General features: G+C 41.1%; 13 protein-coding genes. 2 read left to right on the top strand and 11 right to left on the bottom strand.

The annotated features are described in order from the left end of the window. Positions 1-16 precede the first annotated feature (16 nt). From ATK78_RS08730 to ATK78_RS08705, 6 genes are all read right to left on the bottom strand, one after another. Complete coding sequence (locus ATK78_RS08730) at positions 17-1,069, bottom strand: AI-2E family transporter (protein WP_133575706.1); 1,053 nt, start codon at positions 1,067-1,069, stop codon at positions 17-19. A gap of 10 nt (positions 1,070-1,079) precedes the next feature. Then, the gene (locus tag ATK78_RS08725) at positions 1,080-2,537 is read right to left on the bottom strand and encodes an ATP-binding response regulator (protein ID WP_133575705.1); all 1,458 of its coding nucleotides are present in this window, start codon (positions 2,535-2,537) and stop codon (positions 1,080-1,082) included. A gap of 14 nt (positions 2,538-2,551) precedes the next feature. Beyond that, positions 2,552-4,183: a sensor histidine kinase gene (locus ATK78_RS08720; protein ID WP_133575704.1), complete on the bottom strand. Its 1,632-nt coding sequence runs from the start codon at positions 4,181-4,183 to the stop codon at positions 2,552-2,554. Further along, positions 4,184-5,587, bottom strand: a complete 1,404-nt coding sequence (locus tag ATK78_RS08715) for a sigma-54-dependent transcriptional regulator (RefSeq protein ID WP_133575703.1) — start codon at positions 5,585-5,587, stop codon at positions 4,184-4,186. Positions 5,588-5,755: 168 nt separating this feature from the next. After that, the gene (locus tag ATK78_RS08710; RefSeq protein WP_133575702.1) at positions 5,756-6,538 is read right to left on the bottom strand and encodes an enoyl-CoA hydratase/isomerase family protein; all 783 of its coding nucleotides are present in this window, start codon (positions 6,536-6,538) and stop codon (positions 5,756-5,758) included. Between the two features lie 3 nt (positions 6,539-6,541). Then, positions 6,542-6,961 carry a cobalamin B12-binding domain-containing protein gene (locus ATK78_RS08705; protein WP_133575701.1) on the bottom strand — a complete coding sequence of 140 codons (420 nt, stop codon included), beginning with the start codon at positions 6,959-6,961 and terminating at the stop codon, positions 6,542-6,544. 76 nt (positions 6,962-7,037) lie between these two features. On the opposite strand from ATK78_RS08705, the gene ATK78_RS08700 reads away from it, so the two are divergent. Beyond that, complete coding sequence (locus ATK78_RS08700) at positions 7,038-8,699, top strand: glutamine--tRNA ligase/YqeY domain fusion protein (RefSeq protein WP_133575700.1); 1,662 nt, start codon at positions 7,038-7,040, stop codon at positions 8,697-8,699. 41 nt (positions 8,700-8,740) lie between these two features. On the opposite strand, the gene ATK78_RS08695 is transcribed toward ATK78_RS08700, so the two are convergent. Continuing rightward, on the bottom strand, positions 8,741-9,556 hold the full coding sequence (locus tag ATK78_RS08695) for an N-acetylmuramoyl-L-alanine amidase (RefSeq protein WP_133575699.1): 816 nt from the start codon (positions 9,554-9,556) through the stop codon (positions 8,741-8,743). A 114-nt stretch (positions 9,557-9,670) separates the two neighbouring features. Between ATK78_RS08695 and ATK78_RS08690 the strand changes: the two genes are divergently transcribed. Next, entirely contained in the window at positions 9,671-11,350 is a 1,680-nt protein-coding gene (locus ATK78_RS08690) for a dipeptidyl-peptidase 3 family protein (protein WP_133575698.1), read from the top strand. A gap of 2 nt (positions 11,351-11,352) precedes the next feature. Here ATK78_RS08690 and ATK78_RS08685 read toward each other — a convergent pair whose 3' ends face one another. Genes ATK78_RS08685 through ATK78_RS08670 form a run of 4 tightly spaced genes read right to left on the bottom strand, consistent with a single transcriptional unit; the run spans position 11,353 to position 13,516 of the window. Beyond that, positions 11,353-11,721, bottom strand: coding sequence for a response regulator (locus ATK78_RS08685; protein WP_133575697.1), 369 nt, complete (start codon positions 11,719-11,721; stop codon positions 11,353-11,355). A 33-nt stretch (positions 11,722-11,754) separates the two neighbouring features. Beyond that, a complete protein-coding gene (locus ATK78_RS08680) occupies positions 11,755-12,324 on the bottom strand; it encodes a chemotaxis protein CheB (protein ID WP_208112332.1) in 570 nt (189 codons plus the stop codon). Then, a complete protein-coding gene (locus tag ATK78_RS08675) occupies positions 12,324-13,151 on the bottom strand; it encodes a CheR family methyltransferase (RefSeq protein ID WP_133575695.1) in 828 nt (275 codons plus the stop codon). The genes ATK78_RS08680 and ATK78_RS08675 overlap by 1 nt, the downstream gene beginning before the upstream one ends. After that, the gene (locus ATK78_RS08670; protein WP_133575694.1) at positions 13,151-13,516 is read right to left on the bottom strand and encodes a response regulator; all 366 of its coding nucleotides are present in this window, start codon (positions 13,514-13,516) and stop codon (positions 13,151-13,153) included. Before ATK78_RS08670 ends, ATK78_RS08675 begins: the two co-directional genes overlap by 1 nt. Positions 13,517-13,518: the final 2 nt, after the last annotated feature.

Below are 13,518 nucleotides of genomic sequence, written 5' to 3'. Positions count from 1 at the left end.
GCCTTAACTGGTAATATTATAACGCGTCCTGTTCGGAAATTGTTTTAATTCTTTCTAATCTGTCAGTCGCCATGGCGCTCGTTTCATAGATCTTGATCAATAATACAAAATAAGATATTAATAAGGGTCCGAATACGAGTCCTAATATTCCAAATAGTGGTATACCAATAACTACGCCAATTACAGTAATGACCGGATGTATATTCCCAACTCTTTTTGCAATCATAAACCGAAGAACATTATCGATATTGATCACCACAACGAATCCAAAGATCAGCATGGCCCATCCCGCAAAGTTATTGCCATTGGCAATTTGCATGAGTGCAGCCGGAACAAAAACAACTGGAGGCCCCAATATTGGTACAAAGGAGATGAACGTGGTGATTACCCCCCAGAATACGGGATCTGAATAGCCCAGGAAATAAAAGGCCAGGCCGACCAGAGATCCCTGAACCAGTGCTATAAATCCCTGTCCCAAAACATTGGCATAGGTCATATTGCGCATTTCTTCTGCAAAGCGCTGCGCATTCTGTTCCCTGAAAGGCGCATATTTTACCAGTGCAGACTCGAACTTTTCCTTTTCTACCAGCATAAAATAAAGCAGGAAATACATTAAGAGCAATCCCAGCACGATGTTAAATGCACCGGATATAATAGAAGGAAATAACCCGGTTGCCCATGTTCCTGCTTTGTTAAGCCCGTCTTCTATAAATTTCTGATTGTTGCCTCCAGCAGGCACCAGGTGCTTTAGTTTATAAAGCATATTTTTGAAATAGCCCGGATCGTTCTGCAGTTCCGCAATTTTATCAATGACCATACTGCTCAGCGTGTAAAAAGGAAGAATGAGTACGATGAAAGAAACAAAGAGCAGCAGCACCGCAGAGAAGCTTCTGTTCATCAGCTTTACATCAACCATGTAATTGTATGCCGGCCTTAAAATGGTATATAAGACCAGTGTACTTAAAATGGAACCAAAAATTCCTTGTAAAGAGTATACAATTAGACATCCTAAGGCGATAATAATGCCCAGATTGATATAATTCCTCTGTTTGTAAGTAAATATTGACATATGCGTTTATTTAAAGCCAAAGCTCTTCTTCATAATACAAAGGGATGTGCAGCAAAAATAAACTGCCTTCAGGAAGTGATTCATATTCAATGTTCCCCTTATGCGTGGTTAATACCCGCTGTGCATGGGTCAGACCCAACCCGTTTGCCCGTTTCTTTGTTGTAAAAAAAGGTTCAAAAATATAATCGCGGTTCTCTATACTCACCCCGCAGCCATTGTCTTTAATCCCAATCTCATACCTGTCGCGGTCTGCTGTTCCCCTGATCAGGATGGTCTTTGGAAAACTAGTCATTGCCTCGACAGCATTTTTAATCACGCTGGTAATCGCGTGTTTTATTTTTGGCTTATCAAGCAATACCTTTTGCTCCGTTTCCTCGAGCTTCATCGTTAGCCTGATATTTTCTCCGGAAATAAGATCGTCCATTTCCGACACGGCCTCTTCAATGATTTCTACAATGCTGTGTCTTTGCAGGTTCAGCGTTTTTGTTTCTGTGCTGGAAATAAAGTCATGCATCAGCATGTTCAGCTTGTCGCAGTTATTTTTAATGATCTCAATATAAGACTGCACCGTTTCATTTGCCAGCAGATTTTCATCAGCGGCCAGTTCATCTAAGGCAAAGTTTATGGTGGTCAGCGGATCCCGCACCTCTTCTGCCAGTCCCCTGGCTATATGTTCTGAGATTGACATCTTCCCAATTTTTACAGATTTCTCCTCAATATCCTTTCTGTAACTTAAATCCCGGATAATGGTGTGGTATACTTCAGAGACCCGGATCATATCAATTTGGATTACGGATGACAGGCTGCAATAAAAAGCAGTGCCGTCTTTAGCAAGCAGTTCACATTCAAAATCGATCAATGCTCCTTTTTTCTCTAAAAGATTTCTGAATTTCTCTCCGTCAATGGTATTCTTAAACAGCACATCATCAGTCAGGTTAATAATTTCTGAATGCGCATAGCCAAAGAAACTTAACCCGCCGGCATTCATATCATGGATCCTGCCTGAATAATCAGAAACCAGGATTGGATCTTTAGCCTTTTCAAAGATGGTCCTATATTTAATCTCGCTATCCTTTAATGCTTTCAAGATGCTGGTCTGCTTGATGGAATAGCGGATACTGCGATCCAGTAAAGAAGCATCTATTTCATCTTTGACCAGGTAATCTGCGGCTCCGATATTCTTGGCCTGCTCATCAATGAGTAGATCGTTATTACCAGTAAGCATAATAATTGGCTGTTCGCAGCCAGAGTTGATTGCTTCATTGAGCAGATCGATTCCCGTTCCGTTTCCGAGCCGGTAATCCACCAGATAAACATCAAACTCCTTTTTTAGTACGGCTGCAATTCCATTTTCGTAATTGTTAACCCAGGCCAAAACATAGCGATCTGAAATTTGGTCAAATATTTCTTTAGTTAGGACATAATCGTCTTCATCATCGTCAATTAATAAAACCCTGATCTGTTCCATCTTTCCCGTTAATTCTATTTAATTTGTTTTTGAGGTAAAACCAGTGTAAAAGAAGCTCCTTTACCAGGATCACTATTCGCATAGATAAAACCAAAATGATTCTCAGCTATCCTTCTGCAAATGGCTAATCCAATTCCTGTGCCATCATACGCCGTACGGGCATGCAGGCGATAGAATATATCGAATATCTTTTCCGCATTTTCTTCATCAAAGCCAATCCCCTTATCCCTAACTTCAATCACGGCATAGTGTTGTTCCTGATCAATCCCTTCCATCTTAATCTCTGCGCCAGATCTGGTTTGTGCTGTAATTTCAATGTGCGGCCGTTGTCCCGGCTTTGTAAATTTCATCGAATTGCTGATCAGATTCTGAAACAACTGAACCAATTGGGTCTCAATACCTTCTATTTCCAGGTTGGCATCCAATTCAATCTCCGCTTTGCTGGTCTCTATACTATGGTCCAGGATCCTGATGCTTTTTTCTATAACCGAAGCCATATTCAGTCTGAGGTAGTTTTTTTGATCACGGGCTGCCTTTGAGAAATTCAACAGGTCATCAATCAAGATCCGCATCCGGGAGGCTGCATTTCTCATGCGTCCCAGATAATCCAGGCCTTCCTCAGTCAGCACTTCGGAAAACTTATCATTTAAACGATTTCCAAACGACTGGATCTTCCGTAATGGCTCCTGTAAGTCATGGGATGCGATATATGCAAACTGCTCCAGATCCTGGTTTGAACGCTTAAGTTCAACCATTTTTTCTTCCAGCAGGACTTGTGCTTCACGAAGCTGGGTTACATCCTGTGTATTTCCAATATAGGCGTAATTCTCATTCAAACTGATCTTTTTGTATTCTGCTGTAGAAAGTACATGTCTGATCTCTCCAGAGGGCCATACGATCCGGTAGTTGATCTTAAATTTAGCTTTGTTCTGGTACGCTACAGAAATTTCATCCATCACTTTCTGAACATCGTCTTTATGGATCAGTTTTTTATAGAAGGATAAATTAATAAAAACAGAATGCGGCAGGTACCCATGCAGATTGTACATTTCATCGGAGCAAAGGACAAACTCCTTTCCTTCAATCCACTCCCAGCTGCCGCTATGCGAGACGATCTCGGCTTCCCTAAATAAAGATTCGTTGATCTTAAGTTTAAGAACGGCTTCTTTTAACTCGGTAATGTCCTGAAGGGTTCCGACAATTTTATGCTCCTTTTCTACATAAAATCCTTGCGACAATACATATTTCCGGATTCCGGACGGCTGTATGATCTGGTATTCTATGGCAAAAGGGCTTTTATTTTTAATGGCATTGTCGATTTCCTTTTTGACTTTTACCCGGTACTCGGGTGCCACCATTTGTTCATTTATGGCAAGATCGGGACGAAAATCCTTTTTCTGAAATCCATAGATAGCATACAGCTCATCAGACCAGCCTATTATGCCATCGCCAATTGAGATCTGCCAGGTTCCGAGGCGGGAGATCTGCTCGGCAAGGGACAGCAGTTCTGTTTTTTCAGACAGCTGGTTATTTTCATTTTGCAATACAGTCAGACTATCCTTTAAATGTTTGACAACAGCCCTGCATTTAATTCCAAAATACAGCAGTACTAAAAATCCGATGCCGATAACTGCTGCTGCTAACACCTATGTATCCAGGTTAATGGCCCTCATTTTATTGTATAATGTTTTCCGGTCTATATTTAGGATCCTGGCGGCTTTGGTCTTATTAAAGTTCACTTCTCTAAGCACCTTTAAAATCGCATCATATTCTGCTTCCAGGGCTGCATTTTTTAAGTCCCTTGGTTTTTCTGCCCGTGCAATTGAGGTTTCAATCGCCGTAGCCTTTGCATAGGTAGAGATTTCCAGGGGAAGTGCCTTTAACTGGATTTCCTGCATTTCTGTAAGCAATGCTGCACGCTTTACCACATTTTTCAGCTCCCTGACATTTCCAGGCCAGTTATAGGTTAAAAAGCACTCTTCCACTTCTTCGGAAAAGCCCTGTACATTTTTATCCAGTTCCCGGTTTGCAAAGCCTAAGAATGTATTTGCAAATACCATAATGTCTTTTCCCCTTTGGCTTAATGGAGGAAGGCTAATTGAAAACTCATTAAACCGATGGTATAGATCTTCTCTGAATCTTCCTTTTTGAATCGCATTGGCCAGGTTCTCATTGGTAGCCACAATAATCCGCACATCGAGGTCTATTTCCTTGGTACTTCCAATGCGTTTAATTTTTCGTTCCTGAACGGTCCTTAAAAGAGCGGCCTGAATTTCATAGGATAAGTTCCCTACCTCATCCAAAAATAAGGTGCCGCCATTTGCCATTTCGAAATGTCCTATTTTGGTATATAAAGCCCCGGTAAATGATCCTTTTTCATGACCAAAAAACTCGCTTCCAGCCAATTCCTTTGTCAGGGATCCACAATCCATCGCGATAAACGGATTATTTTTTCTCGGACTGTTCATGTGGATCGCATGGGCTACAGATTCCTTGCCTGTTCCGCTTTCTCCAGTTAAAATCACACTGTAAGAAGTTGGGGCAACCAGCTGGATCTGTTTCAGCAGTTCTTTGGAAGCCGGGCTTTGTCCGGCTACAAAATTCTCATCCTGACTATACGGCTGCTTGGTGTTCTTTTGCTTGGGTGTATTGTTTGATGAATCATCGGATTCACTTGAATTCAATGCAATTTGAGTCTCAATGGCCTTATTGATTGTATTTAAGATCTCATCCGGATATAGTGGTTTGGTAATATAATCGTATGCCCCTAATTTGATCAGTTCTACAGCCAGTTTGATATCAGAATATCCTGTGATTATAATGACCCCGGTACCCGGACAAGTTTCTTTTATTTTAATGAGCATTTCTTTACCGTCGGTATCTTCCAGCCTGTAATCACACAGTACAAGGTCATATACTTCTCTGGATAGTAACTCCATTGCAGCAACTCCGCTAGAGGCGGTGGACACGCTGAATGAATTCCTGGTTAAGAATTTAGACAACAACAATCCAATGTTTACTTCATCATCAACAATTAATACTTTTCTCATATAGCAAAAGAGGGTTAGTGCTTAATAAAGATAAATATAGCTAGTTTTTTTATACTGGGAAATATTTTCTACACTTTCCTAAAGATCTGCCCCATAAGAAATGGGCTCAAAATACAGTAAAAAATGATTATTTTACTCATTATCAAATGATTAAAATTAATCATAGGTTTATTTGCCCGAAAACACGGCTTTTCTTTTTTCTAAAAAAGCAGTAGTACCTTCTTTGAAATCTGAAGTATTAAAGCACTTTCCGAATTCTTCAATTTCTATCTCAAAGCCATCCTCATCTTTGTGCAAATTCGCATTTACTGCCCGAATGGCACTTGCGACTGCCAATGGTGCTCTTTGTTTAATTTTATTTAAGATCTCTTCAGCCTTTGCAATCAGCTCCGTTTGCGGAACAACATAATTTACAAGACCCATTTTCTCTGCCATTTCTGCAGTGATCATATCCGCAGTGGTAATCATTTCAATGGCTTTACCTTTCCCTACCAGCTGGGTTAAACGCTGGGTACCCCCATAACCTGGAATAAGGCCCAGGGTTACTTCTGGTAAGCCCAGCTTTGCATGATCTGAGGCCACCCGAATATGACAGGCCATGGCCAATTCCAGACCTCCGCCCAATGCAAATCCGTTAATGGCAGCCACAATAGGTTTTGGGCAATTCTCAATCGCATTAAAAACATGGGTATGTCCATTTCTTGCCAGGGCCTCACCTTGTTCGGTTGTATATGCTGAGAACTCCGAAATATCTGCACCGGCAACGAAAGCCTTTTCACCGGAACCTGTTAAAAGCACTCCCCTAACCTCATTGCTGTTCCCTGCAAATGCAATGGCATCTGCAAGTTCTTCCAGTGTCTGCTTATTGAGGGCATTCATCTTGCTCTCGCGGTTAATGGTAATGTAAAGGATCTGTTCTTTTAATTCTGATACTATAGTATGGTAAATCATGATCTAAAAATTTCTGTTTGTACTCACCCAGTCCCTAATATAATCTACAATGGTAACCATGGTGGTGCCGGGTGCAAATAATTCACCGACCCCCATTTCTTTTAGTTTTTTTATATCGCCATCAGGAATGATCCCTCCGCCAGTAAGTAATACGTCATTTACCTGCTTTTGTTTCATGATCTCGATTATTTTCGGAAATACAGTCATATGGGCACCAGATAAGATAGAAATGCCAATGGCATCAACATCTTCCTGCAATGCGGCATTAACAACCATCTCAGGGGTTTGGCGCAGACCGGTATAAATTACTTCCATTCCTGCATCCCTTAAAGAAGTTGCAATAATTTTAGCCCCCCGGTCGTGACCATCTAATCCAACTTTAGCCACTAAAACGCGGATGGGCCTGTTTAATGTCTTGTTCATAATTTATACTTAGTAGGTGGTAAATGTAAGTAAATTAGCGGTTTTATATTAACTTTGACAGTAAATTACAGTTTTTATGAGTGAGGAAAGATCATTGAACTTTATTGAAGAGATCATTGAAAACGATTTAAATAGCGGAAAATACGAGACCTTAATTACACGTTTTCCACCAGAACCGAATGGATATTTGCACATTGGCCACGCCAAAGCAATTTGTCTGAACTTTGGTCTGACAAAAAAATATGGTGGTTACACCAACCTAAGGTTTGATGACACCAACCCGGTTACTGAAAAAACAGAATATGTAGACAGTCAGCAAGCGGATATTAAATGGCTTGGTTTTCAATGGAAAAACGAGCTTTACACTTCTGATTATTTCGATACCTTATATGATTTTGCCGTAACGCTGATTGAAAAGGGCCTTGCCTATGTAGATCATGGCAGTGCCGAAGAAATTGCGGAATTAAAGGGAACACCAACTGAACCCGGAAAAGACAGTCCTTACAGGCTGCGCAGCATCCAGGAGAACCTGGATCTTTTTAGCCAGATGAAAAACGGGGATTTTGAGGATGGTGCCTGCATCCTGCGTGCTAAAATTGATATGGCCAGTGTAAATATGCTGATGCGTGATCCTATAATTTACCGGATCAAGCATGCAGAACACCACCGTACCGGTAATAAATGGTGTATCTATCCAATGTATGATTTTGCACATGGACAAAGCGATAGCATCGAAACCATTACCCATTCCATCTGTACCTTAGAATACGTTGCCCACCGTGAACTTTACGACTGGTTTATTGAGAAACTGGAGATTTTTCCTTCCAAACAATATGAATTTGCCCGTCTTAATCTATCCTATACCGTGATGAGTAAACGCAAGCTGCTTCAACTGGTAAATGAAGGTATTGTAAGTGGCTGGGACGATCCGAGGATGCCTACCATCAGCGGATTAAGAAGACGTGGTTATACTCCTGAAAGTATTCGTGAATTTTGCGAGCGCATCGGAATTGCCAAAAGAGAAAACCTGATTGAGCTTAGCTTGCTGGAGTTTTGTGTTCGTGAGCACCTGAACAAAACGGCTACCCGTGTAATGGCAGTATTAGACCCGATCAAATTGGTCATTACCAATTATCCTGAAGGTAAGGACGAGATCCTTATTGGTGAGAATAATCCGGAAGCAGAAGATAAAGGCGGAACCCGTGAGATCCCGTTCAGCAATGAGCTGTGGATTGAACGCGAAGACTTTATGGAAGAGCCCGCAAAGAAATGGTTTAGATTGGCGCCGGGAGCAACGGTACGGCTGAAACATGCCTACATTGTAAAATGTGAAGACTTTAAAAAGGATGCGGATGGCCAGGTTACCGAGATCTATTGCACTTATATCCCTGAATCCAAAAGCGGAGAAGATACCAGTGGTATAAACGTGAAGGGAACCATTCACTGGGTAAGCAGCAAGCATGCAAAAAGTGCAGAAATCCGTACGTACGACCGGTTATTTACCGTAGAATCCCCGGATTCTGAAGAAGGCGATTTTAAAGATTACATCAATGCAGAAAGCATGAATGTGATTGAGAAAGCATATATAGAGCCATATCTTGTAAATGCAGATAAGGACTCCAGGTACCAGTTCATTAGAAAAGGGTATTACTGTGTGGATAAGGATGCTACTCCGGACCACCTGGTATTTAACCGAACGGTTTCTTTAAAGGATGCCTGGGCAAAAAGTAATAAGTAGATAAAAAGGAAGCCGGATCAATGAGATCCGGCTTCCTTTTTTTACATGTATTTCTTGTATAAATTAAACAGGATCAGTTTATCTGCAGGTGTCAATACCTGTGTAATATCCGTCTGTACAAAGTGGATCTTAAATGCTTCAATAGCGGCAGGAAGATTCTTAACGTCATAGCCAATAATTCTAAGTGCGGCTACAGCATCAAAATCCGGCGGCGGTAACAGCAGCACATCATCATACCACAAGCCGAAACCCTTTTTAGCAAATACTTTCCAGGGGAAATTCCTGGGATCGTTTTTCCTTCCGGGAGCAACATCGGCATGGCCGATAAAGTTTGCTGCCGGAATGTTATACCGTTTCTTTAATGTAGCCAAAAGCGTCATTAAACTTTTTAGCTGAACGGCTGAGTAGGGTTCTTTACCGTTATTGTCAATTTCAATCCCTATGGATGAAGAATTCAGGTCCTTATCATTACCCCATTTCCCGATCCCCGCATGGTGTGCCCTCAGGTAGTCATTAACCATTTGAACCACTTCACCTTTTCTGCCGACTACATAATGAGAACTGACTTCAGACCTGCCCTTTACGATAAAAGTATTGATGGTTTGCTGCAGGGAATCCTGTGCGGTATGGTGTATTACCACATAATTTGGTTTCCTGATTCCGAAGTTGATTGATCCAACCCAGGATTGCTGGTCTGGTGATAAAGAATCTATGGCCTGGTTAACAGGCGGAAAGGATCTAATGGTTTCTGCGTAGCCCGCAGCCTGCTTTTTATAGATCTTATTTGTGGCTGTATATTTGTTAACAGAACAAGAAGCTAAAAGAACCAGACAGGCCAGGTAAGGGTAAATTTTCATAAAGGAAGTATAAAGATGTGAAATTACTATTTTTTACTATTTTAGTCGCAATTATATGAGACTAAAACTGCTGATCATTAAGCTGCGGCACTCATACTTATAAAACCAAGGAATATGAAAACCATTACCAAGGCAAGCCTTTTTATTGCCGGCTGCTCCATAATTACCGCGATTGCATCCTGCACCAGTCCCGCTGGAAATACAAAAACCACTCAAAAAAAGACATCTGCAGAAGATAGTTTAAAAAAATATGTAGATGCCCGCTTAGATATTTATACCAAAGTTAAACTCACCTCAAACCTCAATAACCTTACGGTTAATGAACGAAAGATCCTTCCTTTATTGATCCAGGCGGCTAAAATAATGGATGACCTGTTCTGGAAGCAAGCCTATCCGCAGCGCGACAGTCTTTTGAACACCATAAAGGACGAAAAAACAAAATCCTTTGTACTGATCAACTACGGTCCCTGGGACAGGCTTAACGGCGACAAGCCTTTTGTTACCGGCGTAGGTCCAAAACCGGATGCTTCCAGCTTTTACCCTGCCGGAATGACTAAAGCGGATCTTGAAAAATCTGACGTGAAAGATAAACACGGACTCTATTCGGTGATCAGGAAGGATAGCACCGGAAAATTAAGCTCAATTCCATACCATGTCTTATTTGCTGCTGAATTACAGCAGGCTTCTAACCTGCTCAAGCAGGCTGCAATCCTTGCAGAAGATGCCGGCTTTAAGAAATACCTTAATTTACGCGCAGATGCCCTGGTAACGGATAATTATACGGCCAGTGATTATGCCTGGCTGGATATGAAAACCAATAGTCTCGACATCATCATTGGGCCAATTGAAAATTACGAGGATAAGCTTTTTAATGCACGTGCGTCCTATGAATCTTATGTTTTGATCAAAGATAAAGTATGGAGCAAGCGTTTGGCTAAATACGTTTCTATGCTTCCGGAATTACAAAGAGGCTTACCGGTTGCAGAAAAATATAAAAAGGAAAAGCCTGGTACAGATTCAGAACTCAATGCGTATGATGTAGTGTATTACGCTGGTGACTGTAATGCCGGATCAAAAACCATTGCTGTTAACCTGCCTAATGATGAAGTTATTCAGCAAAAGAAAGGAACCAGACGCTCCCAGTTAAAAAATGCCATGAAGTCTAAGTTCGATAAGATCTTAATTCCGATTGCCAATGAGCTGATCGATAAAGAGCAGCTGCAATACATCAATTTTGATGCTTTTTTTGCAAACGTCATGTTTCATGAAGTGGCGCACGGATTAGGTATCAAGAAAACGATTACCGGAAAAGGATTTGTTAAAGAAGCTTTACAGGAACAATATTCCTGGCTGGAAGAGGGCAAAGCTGATGTTTTAGGCCTTTACATGGTTACCGGACTACTTAAAAAAGGAGCGTTATCTGGCGACATTAAACAGTTCTATACCACCTACATGGCTGGAATTTTGCGCTCTGTAAGATTTGGGGCTGCAAGTGCTCACGGCAAAGCAAACATGCAATGCTTTAACTTTTTTAAGGAAAACGGTGCATTTATCAGAAGTGCGAACGGAACTTATAAAGTGGATTATGTAAAGTTTGAAGCTGCCATGAACAAGCTAAGTCAGGTAATCATTACCCTGCAGGGAAATGGAGATAAGGCCGCCGTAGCGCAAACACAAAAAGAGATGGCAATAATCTCTCCAGAGCTTCAATCCGATCTTGACCGTTTAACTAAAAAGGGGATTCCTGTTGATATCTTATTTGAACAGGGTTTTGATGTGCTGGGTGTAAAATAGACCTATGCTGAAAGATGGAGACTGATAATATCTTCCAGTTCCTGTATATCAAACGGCTTTGATAAGTAACCATCTGCACCAGCTTGTTCTGCCAGGGCCTTTACGTCGTTATTAGCAGAGAAATAAATGACTGGAATACATTTCAGCGTTTCATGTCCTTTAAGCGCTCTGGTGGCATCTATACCCCCTACATCAGGAAGCCAGTTATCCATAAAGATAATATCAGGAGTATACGACAAGACCTGGTCTATGATATTATTTGATGTGGCCGATGTTTTAATCTCGTAACCGGCATCTTCCAGGATGATGGTACACAATTCTAAGATATCTGTGTTATCGTCGAATACAAATACTTTTTTATTCTTACTCATTTATAATTGCATTTATAATTCAGGTTGACAAACTTAGATAAAATTAAGGGAATTTATAAATTCTGCAACATCTTCAATACGCAAAACCCGGTCTATTTTAACCAGCAGTTTTGCCTGAGCGGGCATGTAGGCCACCTGAGCGGTTTCCGGGTCTTGTATTGTAGCCAGACCATTCCAAAATTTAACCATCTTTAATCCGTTTACACCATCAGAATTAGAACCGGAAAGCAGTAAGCAGACCAGTTTATCCTTATATACTTCTGCTGCGGTTTGAAATGTAGCATCTATTGACGGTCTGGAATAGTTGATCTTTTCTGAATAATCCAGGGAAAAGGTATGGTCCTGCTCTATTAACAAATGATAGTCGGATGGGGCTATGTAAATCGTACCAGCTGCTAAAACCTCTTTTTCATCTACTTCCTTTACACGGAGCGTAGTACGGCTGGATAACAGATCAGGAAGCAGGGAGTCTGTTCCATGCTTACGGTGGATCACAATGACAATAGGAAAGGTTATAGCAGGGTCTATTAGCGGCAATACTTTTAAAAGTACCTCTAAGCTGCCGGCAGAACCTCCGATTATAAATGCCTCACACTTTTTCATTATGTTGTTTTACGCCAAATTTTATTCCCTTGTAATCTTTTATATTTCTTAGAAATCCCGGAAAAGTCGACCGTCTCCTTAGTTCCTAATGCCAGGTATCCCAAATCTTCCAGGCTTTCGTCAAAAAGATCAAGGACCTGATGCTGAAGCTCCCGATCAAAATAGATCAGTACGTTTCTGCATAAAATTAACTGAAATTCATTAAAAGAGTGGTCTGAGACTAAATTATGTGTAGAAAAAATGATCTTACTTTTAAGTTCGGAGTCAAATTTTGCCAACGAATAGTTTGCCGTATAGTAACTGGAGAAGTCTTTAATGCCTCCGGATAAAATATAGTTCTCAGAATACTGCTTCATCTGGCTCATGGCAAACATGCTTAACCCTGCTTTTTCCAAAACAGCTGGATTTAAATCTGTGGCGTAGATCAGCGATTTATGCAGCAGGTTTAATTCTTTTAAGATGATGGAGATGGAATAGGCCTCTTCACCGGTGGAGCAGCCAGCAATCCAAATCCGGATGAGCGGGTAAGTACCCAGTTTAGGTAAAATCTCATCCCGAAGGGTTTTAAAGAACTGAGGGTCCCTGAACATCTCCGTCACATTGACGGTTATTTGTTCTACAAACCGTTTAAAATAGGCACTATCGTTGTTTACCTTATATCTGAATTCGGCAAAGCTGAGTGCTTTATCCAAAGAATACAGCCGCGTTATCCTGCGTTTCAAGGATGCTCTGGAATATCCTGTAAAGTCATATCCATATTGTTCCAATAAGTCGGAAAGCAAAATCTCAACCTGTTCATCACTGATTACTGGTGCGTCTAAATTCATTACATGTAAATTGCAAGTAACCGGGTCAACTCTTCTACGTTTATCGGCTTGGAAACATAGCCCACAGCTCCAGCGTTTATACACCGCTCTTTGTCCCCAACCATAGCCTGGGCAGTCACAGCGATCACAGGGATCTCTTTAAGATCAGGGGTCTCACTCATTTTTGCCATGGCCTGGTATCCATCCATTCCAGGCATCATCATATCCATCAGTACAACGGCAATTTCTTTATTCTGCTTCAGCAAGGTTATGGCTTCCTCACCACCGATTGCAGACAGGCATTGGTATCCTTTTGCTCTTAAAACCGCTGTTAAAGCAAAGATGTTCCTGTTGTCGTCATCAACTATTAATATTTTATTTACCATAT

The sequence above is a fragment of the Pedobacter metabolipauper genome, from assembly GCF_004362715.1.
In the GTDB taxonomy this organism is placed as follows: domain Bacteria; phylum Bacteroidota; class Bacteroidia; order Sphingobacteriales; family Sphingobacteriaceae; genus Pedobacter; species Pedobacter metabolipauper.
This window is presented reverse-complemented; position numbering and strand designations above follow the sequence as displayed.

What these genes read in the sequence shown, in the direction of transcription:
- ATK78_RS08730 (WP_133575706.1), bottom strand. Translation starts at nt 1,069, where the DNA reads ATGTCAATATTTACTTACAAACAGAGGAATTATATCAATCTGGGCATT.
- ATK78_RS08725 (WP_133575705.1), bottom strand. Translation starts at nt 2,537, where the DNA reads ATGGAACAGATCAGGGTTTTATTAATTGACGATGATGAAGACGATTAT.
- ATK78_RS08715 (WP_133575703.1), bottom strand. Translation starts at nt 5,587, where the DNA reads ATGAGAAAAGTATTAATTGTTGATGATGAAGTAAACATTGGATTGTTG.
- ATK78_RS08710 (WP_133575702.1), bottom strand. Translation starts at nt 6,538, where the DNA reads ATGATTTACCATACTATAGTATCAGAATTAAAAGAACAGATCCTTTAC.
- ATK78_RS08705 (WP_133575701.1), bottom strand. Translation starts at nt 6,961, where the DNA reads ATGAACAAGACATTAAACAGGCCCATCCGCGTTTTAGTGGCTAAAGTT.
- ATK78_RS08700 (WP_133575700.1), top strand. Translation starts at nt 7,038, where the DNA reads ATGAGTGAGGAAAGATCATTGAACTTTATTGAAGAGATCATTGAAAAC.
- ATK78_RS08695 (WP_133575699.1), bottom strand. Translation starts at nt 9,556, where the DNA reads ATGAAAATTTACCCTTACCTGGCCTGTCTGGTTCTTTTAGCTTCTTGT.
- ATK78_RS08690 (WP_133575698.1), top strand. Translation starts at nt 9,671, where the DNA reads ATGAAAACCATTACCAAGGCAAGCCTTTTTATTGCCGGCTGCTCCATA.
- ATK78_RS08685 (WP_133575697.1), bottom strand. Translation starts at nt 11,721, where the DNA reads ATGAGTAAGAATAAAAAAGTATTTGTATTCGACGATAACACAGATATC.
- ATK78_RS08680 (WP_208112332.1), bottom strand. Translation starts at nt 12,324, where the DNA reads ATGAAAAAGTGTGAGGCATTTATAATCGGAGGTTCTGCCGGCAGCTTA.
- ATK78_RS08675 (WP_133575695.1), bottom strand. Translation starts at nt 13,151, where the DNA reads ATGAATTTAGACGCACCAGTAATCAGTGATGAACAGGTTGAGATTTTG.
- ATK78_RS08670 (WP_133575694.1), bottom strand. Translation starts at nt 13,516, where the DNA reads ATGGTAAATAAAATATTAATAGTTGATGACGACAACAGGAACATCTTT.